Annotated in this window: 18 protein-coding genes; 11 read left to right on the top strand and 7 right to left on the bottom strand. The window is 37.8% G+C overall.

The annotated features are described in order from the left end of the window. Positions 1–44: 44 nt before the first annotated feature. The 5 genes from istB to C4B60_RS18010 all read right to left on the bottom strand — a co-directional run bounded on the left by istB (position 45) and on the right by C4B60_RS18010 (position 4,962). Positions 45–809 (bottom strand): IS21-like element IS643 family helper ATPase IstB, encoded by a 765-nt coding sequence (gene istB, locus C4B60_RS18030; RefSeq protein ID WP_104055485.1) that lies wholly within the window; start codon positions 807–809, stop codon positions 45–47. Continuing rightward, positions 809–2,353, bottom strand: a complete 1,545-nt coding sequence (gene istA / locus C4B60_RS18025) for an IS21 family transposase (protein WP_104056617.1) — start codon at positions 2,351–2,353, stop codon at positions 809–811. Before istA ends, istB begins: the two co-directional genes overlap by 1 nt. A gap of 92 nt (positions 2,354–2,445) precedes the next feature. Further along, a complete protein-coding gene (locus C4B60_RS18020; RefSeq protein ID WP_104059421.1) occupies positions 2,446–4,074 on the bottom strand; it encodes a pLS20_p028 family conjugation system transmembrane protein in 1,629 nt (542 codons plus the stop codon). Between the two features lie 17 nt (positions 4,075–4,091). Further along, a complete protein-coding gene (locus tag C4B60_RS18015; protein ID WP_135122142.1) occupies positions 4,092–4,415 on the bottom strand; it encodes a hypothetical protein in 324 nt (107 codons plus the stop codon). A 121-nt stretch (positions 4,416–4,536) separates the two neighbouring features. Next, on the bottom strand, positions 4,537–4,962 hold the full coding sequence (locus tag C4B60_RS18010) for a DnaD domain protein (RefSeq protein ID WP_104059419.1): 426 nt from the start codon (positions 4,960–4,962) through the stop codon (positions 4,537–4,539). Positions 4,963–5,751: 789 nt separating this feature from the next. Here C4B60_RS18010 and C4B60_RS18000 point away from each other — a divergent pair. Together C4B60_RS18000 and C4B60_RS17995 are read left to right on the top strand one after the other, a co-directional pair. Then, entirely contained in the window at positions 5,752–6,051 is a 300-nt protein-coding gene (locus tag C4B60_RS18000) for a PTS sugar transporter subunit IIB (protein ID WP_104059417.1), read from the top strand. A gap of 2 nt (positions 6,052–6,053) precedes the next feature. Then, positions 6,054–6,368, top strand: coding sequence for a PTS sugar transporter subunit IIA (locus C4B60_RS17995; RefSeq protein WP_104059416.1), 315 nt, complete (start codon positions 6,054–6,056; stop codon positions 6,366–6,368). 20 nt (positions 6,369–6,388) lie between these two features. Here the strand turns inward: C4B60_RS17995 and C4B60_RS17990 are convergent, their stop codons facing one another. Beyond that, complete coding sequence (locus tag C4B60_RS17990; protein WP_104059415.1) at positions 6,389–6,781, bottom strand: tautomerase family protein; 393 nt, start codon at positions 6,779–6,781, stop codon at positions 6,389–6,391. 14 nt (positions 6,782–6,795) lie between these two features. Further along, positions 6,796–7,554 (bottom strand): DeoR/GlpR family DNA-binding transcription regulator, encoded by a 759-nt coding sequence (locus tag C4B60_RS17985; protein WP_104059414.1) that lies wholly within the window; start codon positions 7,552–7,554, stop codon positions 6,796–6,798. A gap of 252 nt (positions 7,555–7,806) precedes the next feature. Between C4B60_RS17985 and C4B60_RS17980 the strand changes: the two genes are divergently transcribed. The 9 genes from C4B60_RS17980 to C4B60_RS17940 are packed head-to-tail and all read left to right on the top strand — an operon-like array spanning position 7,807 to position 18,409. Then, the gene (locus C4B60_RS17980) at positions 7,807–9,279 is read left to right on the top strand and encodes a CoA-acylating methylmalonate-semialdehyde dehydrogenase (protein ID WP_104059413.1); all 1,473 of its coding nucleotides are present in this window, start codon (positions 7,807–7,809) and stop codon (positions 9,277–9,279) included. Between the two features lie 2 nt (positions 9,280–9,281). Continuing rightward, a complete protein-coding gene (iolB, locus tag C4B60_RS17975) occupies positions 9,282–10,100 on the top strand; it encodes a 5-deoxy-glucuronate isomerase (RefSeq protein WP_104059412.1) in 819 nt (272 codons plus the stop codon). Next, positions 10,100–11,062 (top strand): 5-dehydro-2-deoxygluconokinase, encoded by a 963-nt coding sequence (iolC, locus tag C4B60_RS17970; RefSeq protein ID WP_104059411.1) that lies wholly within the window; start codon positions 10,100–10,102, stop codon positions 11,060–11,062. The genes iolB and iolC overlap by 1 nt, the downstream gene beginning before the upstream one ends. 5 nt (positions 11,063–11,067) lie before the next feature. Continuing rightward, a complete protein-coding gene (iolD, locus tag C4B60_RS17965; RefSeq protein ID WP_104059410.1) occupies positions 11,068–12,987 on the top strand; it encodes a 3D-(3,5/4)-trihydroxycyclohexane-1,2-dione acylhydrolase (decyclizing) in 1,920 nt (639 codons plus the stop codon). 19 nt (positions 12,988–13,006) lie between these two features. Continuing rightward, positions 13,007–14,032, top strand: coding sequence for a Gfo/Idh/MocA family oxidoreductase (locus tag C4B60_RS17960; RefSeq protein WP_104059409.1), 1,026 nt, complete (start codon positions 13,007–13,009; stop codon positions 14,030–14,032). 8 nt (positions 14,033–14,040) lie between these two features. Continuing rightward, positions 14,041–14,919: a myo-inosose-2 dehydratase gene (gene iolE / locus C4B60_RS17955; protein WP_209020112.1), complete on the top strand. Its 879-nt coding sequence runs from the start codon at positions 14,041–14,043 to the stop codon at positions 14,917–14,919. An 18-nt stretch (positions 14,920–14,937) separates the two neighbouring features. After that, positions 14,938–16,527 (top strand): solute:sodium symporter family transporter, encoded by a 1,590-nt coding sequence (locus C4B60_RS17950; protein ID WP_104059408.1) that lies wholly within the window; start codon positions 14,938–14,940, stop codon positions 16,525–16,527. Positions 16,528–16,549: 22 nt separating this feature from the next. Beyond that, entirely contained in the window at positions 16,550–17,563 is a 1,014-nt protein-coding gene (iolG, locus tag C4B60_RS17945) for an inositol 2-dehydrogenase (protein WP_104059407.1), read from the top strand. Positions 17,564–17,569: 6 nt separating this feature from the next. Next, entirely contained in the window at positions 17,570–18,409 is an 840-nt protein-coding gene (locus C4B60_RS17940) for a ketose-bisphosphate aldolase (RefSeq protein ID WP_104059406.1), read from the top strand. Positions 18,410–18,787: the final 378 nt, after the last annotated feature.

Here is an 18,787-nt window from a genome sequence, read left to right as displayed (position 1 = left end):
TGTAGACGTCAAGTCGAATTTTACACTTTTTGCTCGTTTCCTTTTTACACTTTTGCTGAAAAAATGCTTTTCCGGTTTTTCATACGATGACTCTCCTCGTTTTCACCACCATGGATGACTTCCACACGATGAAGTAAGCGATCTAAAATAGCTGTTGTAATCCCTTGATCACCAATTAAATTACCCCATTCATCTGGACTTTTATTTGAAGTCAGGATGATCGAACTTCGTTCGTATAAATGATTAATCAAATGAAAGAACAAGTTTGCTTCTCTCTGATCCATGGCCATATACATTAAATCATCGATGATCACAAGATCGGCATTTCTCATTCTTTTGAGTTGAACTTTAGATTTATTCAAATATTCTTCTGATTTTAGTAGCTGCACAAGTTCACCCATTGTAGCGAAATAAACATTGAACCCTCTGTATACAGCTTCAAGTCCAAGCCCAATTGCGATGTATGTTTTTCCAATGCCGGGGGGACCTAGAAGAATTAAATTGTACTGTTGCTCTAGCCAGCTTAATTCTCGAAGTTGAGAAAGCTGACGAGCCGTCAGAACGTTTTGTCCTTTCAACTCAAACTCATCTAACGACTTCACGAAAGGGAAGCGTGCCCATTTCATTCTCTTTTCAAGGCTTTTCGCTTCACGTTTGGCTAATTCATATCGAGTGATAGACTCTAAAAATTCCAAGTAGGTCCATGATGCTTTTTCAGCTTCGCGAAGAAGCTGTGGCAGCTCCTCCGCAGTCTCTGATAAACGTAACTGACGGAATAGATCTTGTAGTTCATGTACAGTCTTATTCATCAGCTTCTACCTCCTAAAATGCTGGTATAGGCATTTAGAGAACGGGTAGAGGCTTTGATATGAGAATGTTTTGGTAGAATGGTATGCAAGGATTGTACCTCTTCATTTGGTCCGTCTCGCAATGTATCAAGGTGATGGGCAATATCACGAAAATCATTCGCATTGTATAATTTCTCTGTCAGGCACTTGGTCAAAACAGTATCAATTAACGCTGGATATCGTTGAATGATCTTATTGATAATCACAAATTGATCTCGACGATACCTTGGGTATCTTTGACTAATCTCATCTAAATAAGTAGTTGCCTGAATCTGATCTTCAAAGTAAGAGATGAGGTGTTGCTTAAACTCTTCAACCCCTTTGGAGCGATCACGGGTATGATGACGGTTTTGAATAAGTTTTCCTTTTTCTAAGCTAATCATATGCTCGGCAATGACATCACCTTTTGCTTCTCTGCGAATGACAAGGGTCTGATAATCTTCGTCCTTCACTTCAATCCACACAAGATTTTCACTCATTGTTTGATAAGTCCCTAATGGGACGGAATAACGGTTTGATTTGTATCGGATCGTATTGTCCTTGCTTACACTTCTTGTTATACTTTGGTTATTGGTACTTTCATATGAAAGTAATGAAGAGACTGGCTGTAAGTGTTGCTTTTCGAGGAGAAACACTTCTGCTGGTCTTTTTTTCGTTGTCTGGTGAACCTTATGGTTTCCAGTACGTACGAGCCATTGTCTTGCTCGTTCATTCCAGTCTTCTATGTCGCTAAACACACGACTGTCTGAGAAATTGCCTTTTACGTATTTCACTACATTTTCAATCATACCTTTAGATTCTGGGTCAGCTCTTCTGCACAGATAAACGTTAAATTTTCGTTCATTTACATAGCTTTGAAACTCAGTTGTTAAAAGCAGCTGTCCCGCATTTTCACTCACTGCGATCAAGTTATCCTGGTCATAGACGATTTCTTCTGTTCGTCCTCCATAGAACTGAAATGCATTTTCATGGCAGCGAATCGCATCTCTTGTGGTGAAAGGATGGGTCTGCCATTCCGTATATTTTTGTCTGGAGTGGGCCAATACAAAGGCAATAAAGTACAGTTTGATTTCTTTGTTGTCAGTCGTTTTCTGTCTTGTGATCCCCCAGTCGACCTGAAGTTGTTTACCCATCGGTTGTTCTGGAACAGCTTCGTATTGACGGACAGTAACCTCTTTCTCAATCTGATAGACTTCTCGAATATCTTTCACATACGCTCTCATCGTACTTTCACCGACCAGGAGGTCGGGATATCTCTCCAAAAGCCAATCATAAATTTGGGCACTACTCAAGTGAGGATACTCTTCCAGCCAGGCTAGTATCCAGTCTTTATAAAGATCTAGTTTTTTCTTCTTCCCCAAAGGCTGCTCCGTGTATGTTTTTGCTTCCTCAAATGTCATGCCTAAATACTTATAGACAGTCGGTCTTGAAATCTTCAGCTCCTTAGCGATTTGTGCTATTTTAAACTTTCTCTTATGTAATTCATGAATCTTTATGTATAACACTAACTTCTCCTCCAAAATCCTAACCTCCAGTAAAATAACGTCACGCTCTATTTTACTAAAGTAGTAGGTTGATTGAGCAAAAGTGTAAAATCCTATCGAGCAAAAACTGTCAACTTTATTCTAGCGTTTACACTTGTGTTTAGTGCTTCGTTTTTTGATCCCATATCATCATGTAGTCCTTGATATTTTTGAGCATTAGCTGAAGATTTTTCATCTTGTTTTTGATTTTGATTCTGCATTTCTTCTTCTAATGATGATCCAGATCCCGATGGTGATTCTTCATTACTTTTAGGATCAAAACTGTCTTGAGTAGGTTCAGAAGTTGCTGCATTCATAGAATTATTTTTGTTTAGTTCTTGTGAGTTTGCGTTTTTTTTATCCGATGAATTTGGATTTTGTTTTTCATTATTTACAGAAGACTTTTCACTATTCCTAGTGTTGTTTCTGTCAGCATGTTTAGGATCATTTTGTGTGTTTGATCTCAATCCCTGAGCCATTCCGGCAACACCTACAAGACCACCCATTCCTTTTACTCCAGCAGATTTCGTTGCACTGGAAATCCCTTTTACTGCTTGAGCAGCACCTTTAGCTGTGCTTGTTGCTCCTCTTGTAAGAGCGTAACCTCCAGCTAATGCACTCCATCCACTTTTCAATCCTGCATCAATTCCAAATAGTCGTTCGACTATATTTGTACCATCAATAACAGCAAGGGAAAAGGCAAAGAGAGCGATGAGATAAGCGACACCTTCAAAGTTTTGAGTGATAAAGTTAGTCCCGATCATATAGATTTTAAGTGATAGAAAGATCATAATTGTAACCACAAAGATATTTAATATGTTTTGAATTACCTGCTTAGTTTTTTGTCCTGAATGAATATCAGCAGGGGCAATAATGGAAGCCAATACGTAATTAAATGCTAGTTCGAAAAAAAGCTTTGCCATTTTAATCGCAATCGTTAACATTGTAAATGCCATAACTCCAAGTGTAATAGCGATTGTCCAGAAGTTCCAATCCCAGCGGTAATATTTCTCTTTAAAAGCAGTAAACCAACCATTATCAAGTTCAACGAGAGAAGGTGAGCCTACGTCATCATATTGGATTCGGTTCGATAATATATCACGACTTTCCTGTGACATGTCCTGGCTTGATATTTTAAAGTCTTCATCAATTGATTCAGTGATATTAATTTTTAAAATTCGATTCTCTGGAATTCTATTCGGCTCTTTAAGCTGAGGTGAAGTCCAGCTTGTAACATCATACTGAGCGATATCATTTAAATTATCTTTGACTATTTTTTCACTGATACTGCTAGTGGTATTAACATCAAGGGCATTTATCGCTTCATCTGTGAAGTGGTTTGCTTTATCCATTGCTGTTCCTAAAAGACCAAGAACAACTAAAGCCATAAAGATATTCACGATAATACCTTCTCGATCCATTTTCTTCTGGAACACTAACATATAACCTGTATAGGCCAAACTAAATGCCATTAGAATAACTGATAGGGGAAGCAGAAACTCAACTAAGTTGGTGATCTCGGAATCTTGGAAAAAGAGTTTCAAGCCAAGAATTGAGTCTGTAATGGTAGCAAGTGAATCGACAAGCCAGGCTAAACCCTTAATAATTATCCATCCGATCCAACGCAGCATAAAGGTAATCGGATTTGTGATCTCTAATACTTCACTAAACTGCTCTAAAATATTGATGGTGTCATCATTCATGTTATTACCTCCTTAGGCTAGTCAATGAAATCAAATTTAACATCCTGAATAAAGTTACTTATTTCAGAGGTGATCTGATCTTCACTGAGATTCATAAAATCAAGATTTTTTTTCGCTTTACCATTTTGGTAATAAGCAAGTGTTCTTGTGTACTGTGTAATCCCCAAATTGAAAAGATCACCATTATAGCTTTCCTGGTCAAACACTAGGATTGATACATTCTCTTCTTCAGCAATACGCTCTATTTCACGTAGCTGCTGCTCATCGCTTTCATTATGAGAATCAAGGGCGGATTTGATGTACAAGAATCCAGATTCCTTATTTTGAATGAATTGTTCCATTTCATGAGAGTCTAATTCATTTATGGTCTGATCATCTTGACTACATGCAGAGAATAGGGTTGCGAATGAGATTAATGAGATAGCTATGAAAAGTTATTTCATGTGATCACCCCATGTTTTTTTAAAATAGATCTCTAAATAATTGACCAATATCTTCATTAGAAATGGTCGATTTTTGTGCGAATTTTATTAAAGTGTGAAGATTTGTTGAGTCGCTTGAATCTGGAATGTATTTTTCTTCTTTGTCAGGTTCCTCGAGCAAAACTGTTTTGAGCTGTTCTAAAGCAGCCTCGACTGCATAATTAGCTGAATTAATTTTTTTCTTAGACCACGTAGATGCAATATTTTCAATAAATATTACATCTACTCGCATATCCTTTACGGGAATTGTAAAACGAAACAAAACATTAACTACTTCATCAGGCAGTCCTTTTTCTCTTAACCGATTAATTAGATCCTCATGAGAAGAGGTGAGAGGACCAGTGATCATTTCTTCTAAAACCATTTCGGGTTTCGCATGTTTTATATAGTCAAATGATTGTGCCAAAAAAATCCCTCCTATTAATTTGCTAACTTTTTTGCTAACTTTTTTTTCATTTCTTATGGAATCCTATTAGGATAATGAAATCAGAAAGCTTGTTTTAAAAGGCTTTTGCTATACTATAAGAAAACAAAAAACCGCCTCAGAGATGGGCGGCATGATGTAAGGCTTTTAAGCCCATTTTGTGAAGCTGTATTGTTTTTAAATAGTTAGTAATTCATAGACTACTTCCCACATGAAGGGGGGTAGTCTTTTTTGTTGTTAAAATTCTCATATCAAGATTTCCTTGAGGACAGGAGATTTAAAAATTCTTCTGAAAAAAATCTTTTAAATTACAGAATTTTATTAGGGGGATTCATAAATTACTGCATTGATTCTAAATTGCTGAACATTGAGGATGTAAAGCCCATTCACATTACCCTCCTAGGTGGAAAGAATATCCTTTGCATAAAACGAACCATTCGCAACCATTGCGAATGGTTCGTTTAAATTTTTAACAAGTATTGTTTAACGATGATTGTTATTTACTCCTTTTCTATTAATCATTTTACTGGAGTCGGGTCTATTAGAACTTTATCTTTATCATAACTGTCCACTTGTTACTGCTGCTGCAAGAGAGTAAGTAATCACGTCTGCGGTTTTTTATTCCTTAACCCCCTAATTGTGTAAATGAAGACAACAAAATACGGTTTAAAACAATTAAAATATGTCTAAACAGTAAAGGTAAACATTTAATTATCAGCTAAGTTAAAATATATTAAATTAAGAAACTATACAACCCAGGGGGTACAGATAATGAAAAATATTATTGTTGTATGTGAAGCCGGTATTACAACGAGCTTATTGGTGAATAAGCTGGAAGGGCTGACACAGGATGAAAATGAAAATATAAAAATACAGTCCAAGAATACGGAAGAAGGGCTGGATTTTGTTAAAGAGGAATCAGTCGATGTTGTTTTATTGGTGCCGCAGATTCATCATAAATTTGAAGATTATAGTGCAGCGACCGATGGTAAAGTCCTTAAGATATCCATAAATGATTATAATAATATGAACGTTTATAGTATTTTTGAGCAATTGACTGAGGCATTGTAATAATGGAAGTGGATATTGCCAGATTTATGCCTTTAATTACAGAATCAGCACAAGTGAAAAATTGTGCTTACGAGGCCCTGTCATGTGCTAAAAACAATGACCAGGAAGGGTATAATGAGAAAATTGTTGAGGCAAAGAACTTTCTAATTAAAGCACACCGGGAGCAGACCAGCTTACTAAGTCTAAATGCCAGAACAGAGGAAGTTCCAATTGATATTTTTTTAATTCATGCGATGGATCATGTGTCAAATGCTCAAATGGTATTTGAACTTACAAAAGAATTAGCTGAAATCCATTTATATAAAAAAGGCATCTGAGCTATGCAGATGCCTTTTTGTTATGATAAATCCCCAGTAATAAATTGAGCTTTTCCTTCCCCAAAACTCCAGTCCTCATCTCCATTTGGAGAAATTGATATCATTAAATCGGTTGGCGCTATATTGCATTTATCCCTAAGTGCGACAGACAGTTTATCGTAGAATCTTGTTAACTGCTCTTTTGTTCTTTTTCTTGAAACCATATGAATTAACAGGAAATTGTCAGTCCGTTCAAACCCTAATCCTGTATCCTCCATTATCATCTGATATTTTTTATGTTCATGAACGAGCTGATAACGATCTCTTTGGGGGACTTCAAACGTTTTAACAGTAATCTCATGAGTTACATCAAGAATTTTTTTGATCTCTCCTTCACTTTTTCCTTCATATAAATGAAATTTTAATAATGGCATGATTTTTCTCCTTACTATAATAGAATGATATTTGTTTTGGACTTCTCTATATGGTTGATATAGTTTTCACCAACACCGACGTTACTCACAATGGTGTGAATATCCTTCAAATGACAATATGTGTAGAGGGAGGTTTTTCCGAATTTAGAGTCATCGATCAATAGAAAGATATCCTGGGCCCGGTCACATATTAGCTTCTTTATCCTATTTTCTAATAAATCGGAATTAGAGGCTCCGCTATCAATTGAGAATGCTGTTGCTGACATAAATGCTTTATTGATGTTGAATTTGTTGATCGTCTGGTCATCTGAGATACCTGTAAACGATTTAGTTGATCTTTTATAGGTTTCCCCAATAACGATAAGAGTGACATTTTTAAATTCTACAGCTTTATTAATGACTTCTAGGCTGTTTGTAATCAAAGTAAATTCAATATCTTTGTCTAAAAGGTCAAGAACAAAGTGAGTGGTCGTGCCAGAATCCAGGTAGACGATGTCATGAGGTTTAATAAACGTAGCACAATACTGGCCAATCTTTTGTTTTTCCGTTAAATGACTGACATTCCGATCTTCAAAAGCCTTAGTAGCTTGATTGTTCTTGATATAAACAACCCCGCCATAAACCTTTTTAATTATTGAAGCTTTTGTCAGCTCATTAATATCTCGTCTAATCGTATTGAGAGACACGTTAAAATAATCCTTCAACTCCTCTAAGGAGGCCTCTTGTTTGTTTTTTAAATAATCTTCTAATTGATGTATCCTTTTAACTTTCATCCAACATCACCCCCAGTGCTATAGTTCTCACTCTCTAATACTAGATGTCTGAAACCATTTAACTAGATCCGCTAAAAGTAGCTGCAGATATATAGTAGCACATAAATAAGTGAATATCACCAATTATTATTGAATATAACCAAAAGATAATCAAAATATAATTAACACTTGACTAAAAAGTTATTGATTGGTAGTGTTTAGTCATAAGTTAATCAAAATTTTGTAAGCGATTACCATAGAGGAGGAAGTAAAATGTCAGAAGTCAGAATTTTAAAAAACTATATTAATGGAGAATGGGTAGAAAGCAAAAGCTTGGAAGCAATAGAGGTATATAATCCGGCCACGAAAGAAGTCATTGCAAAAGTTCCTTTATCTACAAAAGAAGAACTAAATGATGCTGCTGCGGTGGCGGAAAATGCTTTTCATGAATGGAAAAATGTTGCTGTTCCTAAAAGAGCACGTATTTTATTTAAATTCCAGCAGCTGTTACTCGAGAATAAAGAAGAGCTGGCAAAAATTATTACAATAGAAAACGGGAAAAGCTTGAATGAAGCACTTGGAGAAGTACAACGTGGAATTGAAAACGTTGAATTTGCAGCTGGTGCACCAAGTCTTATGATGGGTGATTCATTGTCTTCAATCGCTACAGATGTAGAAGGGACAAACTACCGTTACCCAGTAGGGGTAGTTGGCGGTATTACACCATTTAACTTCCCTATGATGGTTCCTTGCTGGATGTTCCCAATGGCGATTGCTACAGGTAATACCTTTATTATGAAGCCATCAGAAAAAACGCCTTTACTTGTTGAAAAACTTGTAGAATTACTGGAAGCATCCGGGTTGCCAAACGGTGTATTTAATGTGATTAACGGAGCCCACGATGTAGTAAATGGTATTTTGGAAAATGAACATATCAAAGCGATTTCCTTTGTAGGTTCAAAGCCTGTTGGAGAATATGTATTCAAAAAAGGAACAGATAATCTTAAACGTGTTCAGGCGCTCACTGGAGCAAAAAATCATACGATTGTGCTTAATGATGCAAAGCTGGATCTAACGGTCAGGGAAATTATTAGTGCTGCATTTGGTTCCGCTGGAGAGCGTTGTATGGCTGCTGCAGTTATTACCGTTCAGGAAGGTATTTATGACGAATTCATTCAAAAGCTACAATCAGAATCAGGAAATATTAAAATGGGTAACGGGTTGGACGATGGTGTTTTCCTGGGTCCTGTTATCCGCGAAGAAAACAAAGCACGCACCATTCAATACATTGAGGAAGGGGAGAGAGAAGGTGCCACGGTGCTTTTAGATGGCCGTAATAGCAGTTCTGATGATGGCTATTTTGTAGGGCCAACCATTTTTGAAGATGTAAAAACGGATATGAAAATTTGGCAGGATGAAATCTTTGCTCCTGTTTTATCAATTGTAAAGGTGAAGGATTTGAAAGAAGGAATTAAAGTAGCCAATCAGTCAGAATTTGCAAATGGTGCCTGCCTTTTCACAGATAGTGCTTCAAGTGTTCGTTATTTCCGTGAAAACATTGATGCAGGTATGCTGGGAATCAATCTGGGTGTTCCTGCTCCGATGGCTATTTTCCCATTCTCCGGCTGGAAGTCTTCTTTCTTCGGTTCGCTGCATGCAAACGGAAAAGACGGTGTAGAGTTTTACACTAGAAAGAAAGTCGTCACTGCACGATATCTTGAACCAGAATTTTCACAGGAGGGATAATAATGGTTAATCTGTTATACAAAAAAGGAGACAAAAAGATCTCTAACGGCGTAACAGTGATTCAGGATTTAGGGAAATCAACTACTGGTCTTGATTACGTTCAGTTTAAAGTGATTGAAATGGATGAAGGTGCACAGTATGAAGAAGCTCTCGAGAATACTGAATTGTGTGCCGTCGTCCTGACGGGGAAGGTGGATGTAACGGTTGATGGGGAAGACTACAAGGATTTAGGTACAAGAGATTCTGTATTTGAAAAAATACCGACAGACAGTATCTATGTCCCTTCCACAAAAACATTTAAGGTTAAATCCAATACCCGAGTGAAACTGGCTCTATGTTACTCAAACTCTACCAAAGTGCTGGATACAAAAGTGATTCGTGCAAAGGATAATGATATTGAGCATCGTGGTCAATATGCAAATCAGCGGCTCGTACACAATATCCTGCCTGATTATATGGATGTTCCGGAAAATTTGCTGGTGGTCGAAGTTTACACAGATAGTGGAAATTTCTCCAGCTACCCCCCACATAAGCACGATCAGGATAATCTACCCGAAGAATCGTTTCTAGAAGAAACGTATTACCATGAAATTGATCCAAAACAAGGATTTGTTTTTCAAAGAGTTTATACGGATGAGCGGGATATAGATGAAACGATGGCCGTGGAACATCAGGATTGTGTATCGGTTCCAAAAGGATATCATCCGGTAGGTGTTCCGGATGGTTACAATCTATATTATTTAAATGTCATGGCGGGTCCTAAAAGAAAGTGGAAATTTAATAATGATAAAGATCATGAATGGATTTTAGAGAGGGATTAATGATGAGTAAATTAGAATTAATTACATTTGGTAGAGCAGCTGTCGATTTAAACGCCACGGAGTATAACCGTCCTATGGAAGAAACGATGACCTTTACAAAATATGTAGGAGGGTCGCCGGCGAATATAGCCATTGGCACTTCAAAATTAGGGTTAAAAGTTGGAATGATCGCGAAAGTATCGGATGACCAACATGGAAACTTCGTCATTAATTATTTAAAAAAATCAGGAGTCGACTCTCAATATATTAAGAAGGATACACAAGGCAGAAAAACCGGGCTGACCTTTACTGAAATTAAAAGCCCGGAAGAGTGCAGCATTGTCATGTACCGGGAAAATGCTGCTGACCTTTATTTAAGTGTTGATGACTTTGATGATGATTACATTAAAAATGCTGAAAGTCTTCTTATATCTGGTACATCATTAAGCCAGTCACCTTCAAGAGAAGCGGCATTTCATGCAATTGATGTAGCTAAAAAAAGTGGAGTTGAAGTGATTTTTGAGTTAGATTACCGGCCTTATACCTGGAAAAGTAAAGAAGAGATTTCGATTTATATGACAGCAGTTGCAAGGATGGCTGATATTGTTATTGGAACCCGGGATGAATTCGACATTATGGAAATGAATATAAATTTTGATGATGAAGCCTCAGCAAAGGAATTACTGGAGTATACACCAAGACTCATTGTTATAAAGCATGGCGTGAAAGGTTCAAGAGCATTTACAAAAGACGGGGAAGTAATTGAAGGCACAATCTACAAAACGAAAGTCTTAAAAACCTTTGGTGCGGGCGATTCGTTTGCTTCAGGCTTCATTTATGCGTTGAAAAAAAATAAGAGTATTAAAGAGGCTTTGCAATATGGAAGCGCTTCAGCCTCGATAGTTGTGTCAAAGCATAGCTCTTCAGAGGCAATGCCTACAATTCAGGACATTGAAAACTTAATAAATAGTCATGAAGGGTGAGTATAATGGCAAAGAAAATTAAATTAACAACAGCACAGGCATTGGTAAAATTTCTGGACAATCAGTACATTCACTTTGATGGAGAAGAAACCCCTTATGTTGAGGGATTTTTTAATATTTTTGGTCACGGGAATGTTCTTGGGATTGGCCAAGCCCTTCAGGAAGATATCGGCAATTTGAAAGTGATCCAAGGAAAGAATGAACAAGGGATGGCACATGCTGCAGTTGCTTTTGCTAAAGAAAACTTCAGAAGAAAGATCTTTGCAGTCACGTCGTCTGTTGGACCGGGATCTGCAAACCTTGTCACTGCCAGCGCAACTGCATTGGCAAATAATTTACCTGTCTTATTCTTACCGGGGGACACCTTCGCCAGCCGCCAGCCTGACCCTGTTTTACAGCAAATTGAACATTTTCACAGTCATAAAATCACTACTAACGATGCCCTGCAGCCTGTTTCACGCTATTGGGACCGAATTGAACGTCCGGAGCAGCTGATGTCAGCCCTATTGCGTGCTTTTGAAGTGATGACAAACCCTGAGACATCAGGACCTGTTACGTTGTCAATAGCGCAGGATGTAGAAGGTGAGACCTTTGAGTACGATGAGGCTTTCTTTAAAAAGAGAATTCATTATGTTGATCGTATTATTCCCTCTGAAGAATCATTAGCACGTGCCAAAGAAGCGATTCTTGCATCCAAAAAACCGTTAATTGTCATTGGAGGCGGAGCGAAATATTCACTTGCAGGCAATGAAATTGGAGAATTTTCAAAGAAGTATAAAGTCGCTCTTGTTGAAACCCAGGCAGGAAAATCGACTGTAGTTTCTGATCACCCATTTAATATGGGTGGAGTAGGCGTTACGGGTACACTTGGAGCCAATAAAGCCGCTAAGGAGGCCGACCTTATTATAGGGATCGGCACCAGATATACTGATTTCACCTCTGCTTCTAAAACCGCTTTTAATTTTGATGAGTCAAAATTTATCAATATAAATGTAAGCAGAATGCAGACGTATAAAATGGATGCAGTCCAGCTGGTAGGAGATGCAAAAGCAACGATTCAAAAGCTTGATGAGCTATTAATCAGCTATGAAAGCGAGTTTGCCAGTCAGCTGGAAGACTATAAGCAGGAATGGCTTGATGAGAGAAAACGATTAGCAGCAATTGAGATTGACCTGGATGATGAAGGATATCAGCCGGAGATTCAAGATGCATTTGGCAAAGAAAAGTTAAGGGATTATGCAAATGCCTTAGAAACCAATTATTCACAGACAACTGCACTGGTTAAAGTAAATGAGTTGATTGATCCGTCCAGCTACGTCATCACCTCTGCGGGATCACTGCCGGGAGATATGCATAGATTATGGCATTCAACAGTGGAAAATACCTATCATGTTGAGTACGGCTATTCCACAATGGGTTACGAAATAGCTGGAGGTTTAGGTGTGAAAATTGCACATCCGGACAAAGAAGTGTATTGCATGGTAGGAGATGGCAGCTTTTTAATGCTTCACACAGAAATGGTGACTGCTCTTCAGTATGGCTACAAGCTTAATATCATTTTATTCGATAATTCCGGCTATGGCTGTATTAATAATCTTCAAATGGGGCATGGCGGTGACAGTTATTGTACGGAATTTACTAAAACAGATGGCAGCATCCTAACTGTGGATTATGCAAAAGTGGCAGAAGGGTATGGTTTTGATACGTTTACGGCTAAGAGCAATTATGAGCTAGAAGAAGCCATTGGAAAAGCGAAAAAAAGTGATAATTCAACATTGATCCATATAAAAGTACTTCCAAAGACAATGACAGATGGTTACGAAAGCTTTTGGAATGTAGGGATCTCTGAGCACTCAACTAATGTGAATGTATTAGATAAGGTAGCGGGAGTATTGAATATGCGGGACAAAGCAAAACAATATTAAAGTAAAAGAGTGAGAGTGAATGAAAACCGTTAAAATTGGTCTTGCTGGATTAGGTCGTCTCGGCCTAATCCATGCAGATAATATACAGGGTATGAAGCATGTGGAGCTGACAGCAATATCGAATCTTGATGAAACAGTAAATAAGCAGGTTCAAAATAAATATCAAGTTCCTTACGCTTATACAACTTACGAAGAAATGATAAAAAATCAAGAGCTTGATGCGGTATGCATTGTGACACCGTCCGGATTTCACCCAAGGCATATCCAATTAGCTCTTGAGCATAATCTTCACGTTTTTTGTGAGAAGCCACTTGGATTAGAGGTTGAAGGTATCAAGCGAACGTGCGAAGTCATAGAAAAAAGCGATAAAGTATTTCATCTGGGTTTTATGCGTCGATATGACAAAGATTATTTATATGTGAAAGAAATGATTGACCGCGGGGACATTGGAGAAATATCGATTATCCGGTCTTACGGAATCGATCCGATTGGAGGTCTTGAAAGCTTCGTTAATTTCGCTAAAAAAAGCCCAAGTGGTGGTATCTATCTGGATATGAGCGTACATGACATTGATGTTATCCGTTGGTTCTCAAACTCTGAGGTCAAAAAAGTTTGGGCTACAGGAAGCAGCAAAGCCTTTCCTGAATTGAACGATTTAAATGAAGTAGAAATCGGAACGGCAGTAATGCAACTCGAAAATAATATAACAGCATTTCTGGTCGCTGGCCGGACAGCAAGCCACGGCTACCACGTTGAAACAGAAGTTATTGGCACAAAAGGAATGGTTCGCATTGCTGCTACACCAGACAAAAACAAGGTGACTGTTTTCAACGATCAAGGTGTGGTCAGACCCACATCTCAAAGCTTTCCTGAACGATTCAGAGAAGCTTATGTGGATGAACTTAAAGACTTTGTTCGCTGTATTCGTGAACAAACGAAACCTGAGGTAACAGCTTTGGATGGGCTTAGAAGCACAGAAGTTGCAATTGCCTGTCAGCATTCATTCGAACAGGAAAAACTAGTGGAAATTAACTACGAAGGGTGATTAGTAGCATGGAAAATATAAAATTAGGCTGCGCCCCTATAGCATGGACTAATGATGATATGCCTGAATTGGGGGCTGAAAATTCATTTGAACAGTGTATAAGTGAAATGGCGCTTGCGGGATATAAGGGAACAGAAATTGGCAATAAGTATCCTAAAGAACCTGAAACGTTAAAAAAATTCCTGGACCAAAGGGGGCTTGAAGTAGCTAGTGCATGGTTTAGTGCCTATATTACGACCCGGGATTTAAAACAGGTAAAAAAAGATTTCCTCAAGCATAGAGACTTCCTTCATGCAATGGGAGCTGAGGTAATTGTAGTTTCTGAGCAAGGCGGCAGCATTCAGGGAGAGATCGAAACACCATTATTTGAGAAAAAACCAGCTTTTACTGAAGGAGAATGGAAGCGCTTCACTGACGGTCTTGAAATCCTTGGAGAGCTGGCTAAAGAAAAGACTATGACGTTAGTCTATCATCATCACATGGGGACCTGTATTCAGACAACAGAAGAAATTGATCGATTGATGCAGGAGACAGACCCTGAAAAAGTAAGCTTATTATATGACACAGGACATCTAGTTTTCTCAGGGGAAGACCCTTTATATATCCTTGATAAATATTTTGATAGAATCAGGCATGTTCATTTTAAGGACATTAGAAAAGAAGTAATAGAAAAAATTAAAAGTGAAAAAGACAGTTTCCTTATAGGCGTAAAAAAAGGAGCTTTTACTGTTCCAGGGGATGGAGAAATTGACTTTAAGCCAATTATGACCTATTTAAAGGAAAATAAATATAAAGGCTGGATTGTTGTAGAGGCTGAACAGGACCCAAGTATTTGTAATGCATTTGAATATGCTGTCAAAGCGAAAAGGTATATTGACAATTTATAAAAATAAAGGGGAATAAATATGAATTGGTTTACTATTACTAGCTTCTTGGTTATATTAGTGGCTATTTACCTGTACGCTTACTATCGAAGTAAAAATATAAACACTCAAGATTCAGATGGATATTTCCTTGGGGGACGTTCCTTAGTAGGAACCACAGTCGGCATGTCAATTATTATGACGAATCTTTCCACTGAACATCTTGTCGGCCAGAATGGACAAGCTTATGTTGCAGGGGCAGAAGTAATGGCTTGGGAAGTTACTGCTGCTGTAGCCATTGTTTTATCTGCATGGATTTTCCTTCCGAGGTATTTAAAATATGGTGTAAATACAATCTCAGACTTCATAGAAGTTCGGTATGACACAACGACAAAGAGGATTGTGTCCATTCTGTTTATGTTTACATATACAGTCAGCTTTATGCCTGTGGTCTTGTATTCGGGAGCCTTGATATTCAATGATTTGTTTGGTGTTGGGGAATTTCTTGGCGTATCCTCTATGACAGCAGTGGTGATTATTGCTGCATTTATCGGGATTATCGGGATTACTTATTTATTTGTCGGCGGTCTCTCACTCGTGGCACACAGTGATTCTATTTATGGGGTCGGTTTGCTGCTTGGCGGTGGGATTGTAACGGTTTTAGGGTTTATTGCATTAGGTGACAGCAGTTTCTTAAATGGTGTGGACAGAGTATTAACTGAATCTTCTGGTAAATTAAATGCATGGGGACCGGTTGATTCAACGATTGTACCTTGGCCTGCTCTTTTCTTTGGAATGTTCTTTAATAATCTGTATTTCTGGTGTACCAACCAAATGATCGTACAAAAAGCATTAGCTGCAAAAAATTTAAAGGAAGCTCAAAAAGGCACGATGCTAGTAGGGTTCTTTAAGATTTTTGGGATTTTCTTCTTTGTGCTTCCAGGAATTATAGCTGCGACAATGTTTGGCGATGGTTTACAGATGGATATGGCATATCCAACACTCCTCAATGAAGTATTGCCGCAGTGGGCTTATGGAATTTTCGGAGTTATCGTGTTTGGAGCAATTATGAGTTCTTTCCTTGGAGCACTTAATGCGACGGTTACACTATTCAGTCTCGATTTTTATAAACCTATAATTAATAAAAAGGCAAATAACCGCCAAATTGCAAGAATGGGCAGAATACTAACGATTGGTGTGGGTATCGTTGTTATCATAATCGCCCCTTTAATCTCCCTATTCCCTCAAGGTTTGTTTGCAGTAATTCAGGAATTTAATGGCTTATATAATATGCCTCTGCTTGCAATCATTTTAGTAGGGTTTTTCTCGAAAAAAACTTCTGCCTTGGGAGCAAAAGTTACGTTTGTTTTCCACGTTATCACTTATAGCTTATCAAAGGTAGTGATTCCAGATGTTCATTACCTCTATGTCTGGAGTGTACTATTTATCCTAAATGTCGTTATATTGTATACTTTCAGCTCGATGAGACCTGATAAAGTAGAGTTTGAATTTGAGAAGTATAAAAACAAAGTAGATTTGACACCATGGAAGCATTCAAAATGGGTAGGAATTATGATATTGCTTACGGTTGTAGCGATGTATATTATATTCTCTCCGTTAGTATTAGCCTAAATAAGAAAGGAAGAATTTTTTGATGGATAAGATTGTAGCAGGTGTAATAGGCGCTGGCAGAATAGGTAAATTACACATTAATAACCTAAAAGCTAATCCTAGAGTCCGTATAAAAATGGTTTCGGATATCTTTGCAGATAAACTTAACGAGTGGTTTAAAGATAGTGGAGTAGAACAAATCACGAAAAACTATCTCGATATATTTGAAGATGCAGAGATTAATACAGTATTTATTTGTTCACCGACAGATACACATGCTAACTTAATTAAATTAGCAGCAGAACATAATAAGCACGTATTTTGTGAAAAGCCTATTAGCTTTGATGATAGAGAAACGATTAAAGCCTATGAGCAAATTAAAAAGGCAGGAGTTAAGTTCCAAGTTGGTTTTAATAGACGTTTTGATAAAAACTTTAAAGAAATGAAAACCAGAGTAAAAGGCAATAAGGTTGGGGACGTTCACCTTTTGAAAATAACCTCAAGAGATCCTGAAGCACCAAATCTAGATTACATTGAAAGTTCCGGCGGCATGTTTATGGACATGAGCATCCATGACTTTGATATGGCTAGGTATTTGCTGGATTCTGAGGTTAAAGAGGTGTATGCAAAAGGAGCAACTTTAGTAAACCCTGCGATAGGAGACAAGGGTGATATCGATACCGCCATAATTACATTAACATTTGAAAATGGGGCACTTGGAGTCATTGATAATAGTCGAGAAGCTGTATATGGATATGATCAGCGGATTGAAGTGTTTGGTAATGGAGGTGCACTGGTCGCTGATAATGAAACGAGTACGAACCTGAAGTATTATCATTCGAATACAGTAGAAATGGATCAGCCTCTTCATTTCTTTTTGGAAAGGTATAATGATTCATTTATAAGTGAAACGCAGGAATTTGTAGACAGTATCATTAATGATAGAGAAACCGAAGTAGCGTTTACGGATGGAATAATGGCTCAGAGAATTGCACAAGCTGCGAAAGAATCATATGAAACTGGAAAACCTGTAAAAGTTAATAATGAAATAGGGTGATAAAGAGTGAATAATATTTTAGACGAAGCTTTTAAAAAGAATTACGCTGTACCCCAATTTAACATGAATGGATTAATCTGGCTTGAATCGATTTTGAAGACAGCAGAAAAATGCAGAGCACCTGTTATTGTGGGTACAACAGATAAAATTGTCGACCAGTTAGGCGGATTTAATCTCCTTACACAGGTTTTTAAAACCATGAAGAAAGATCTAAACATCACTGTCCCAGCTGTACTGCATTTAGATCATGGGCAAACGGTCGAGCGATGTATAGAAGCTGTCAATGCAGGCTACGACTCAGTTATGTATGATGGCTCAAAGCTTTTAATTGAGGAAAATGTGAAAAATACAAAAAAGGTTGTTGAATATGCTCATAGGCATGGAGTCACTGTTGAAGCTGAAGTGGGGAGTGTAGGAGGGACGGAAGACGGGGTCTATAGTGATTTAAGTTATGCTGATCAGACTGAATGCGTCCAACTTTCCAAAGAAACAGGAATCGATAGTCTTGCTCCGGCTTTGGGATCGGTCCATGGTAAATACAAAGGAGAACCTAATCTGGGTTTTAAGGAGATGACCCTTTTACGGCAATCATTAGATATCCCTTTTGTCCTGCATGGAGCTTCTGGAATATCTGATGAAGACCTACAAAAAGCAATCTCCTATGGTCATGCCAAGATCAATTACAATACAGAACTAAATATCGCTTGGTCTGATGCACTTAGAAAAGTTTTAAACAGTAATCAAGAATTATATGCCCCTATGGAAATCTTAGAACCGAGTAAACAGGCGCTAAATAATGTTATTGAAGGAATTATTAAGCGTACGGGTGCTTTTCAAAAAGCATAGTTTTACAATCATAAATCCAATAGAGTCAATACTTTGATTCAGTCAAAGTGTTGGCTTTTTTATATCACCTGGCTGAGCTGATGATTTAGAATCCACAGTAGGAAAATACATGCTAAATTAGAGGAAACAATAATAAACCAAACCGTTTAAGGTATATACCATGCTGAATCAATTTGTAGAAAAAATTACGTTTATCCCAGGGCTACAGTAAGCGGAGATGGTCTGTCTCCTGAAATTTTTTGAGTATGATGCGCTAGAAGTTGATCTGACAGATGGCAGCGTGAAGGTTGTTGACAGTCCTTGATTGCAGGAGAAGGTTTTTAAGAGGTGGTAGAGATAATGTGAATTAAAAGAAATAGTCCTCAGTCAAGGACTCTT

It is taken from the genome of Jeotgalibacillus proteolyticus, assembly GCF_002926065.1.
Taxonomy (GTDB): domain Bacteria; phylum Bacillota; class Bacilli; order Bacillales; family Jeotgalibacillaceae; genus Jeotgalibacillus; species Jeotgalibacillus proteolyticus.
This window is presented reverse-complemented; position numbering and strand designations above follow the sequence as displayed.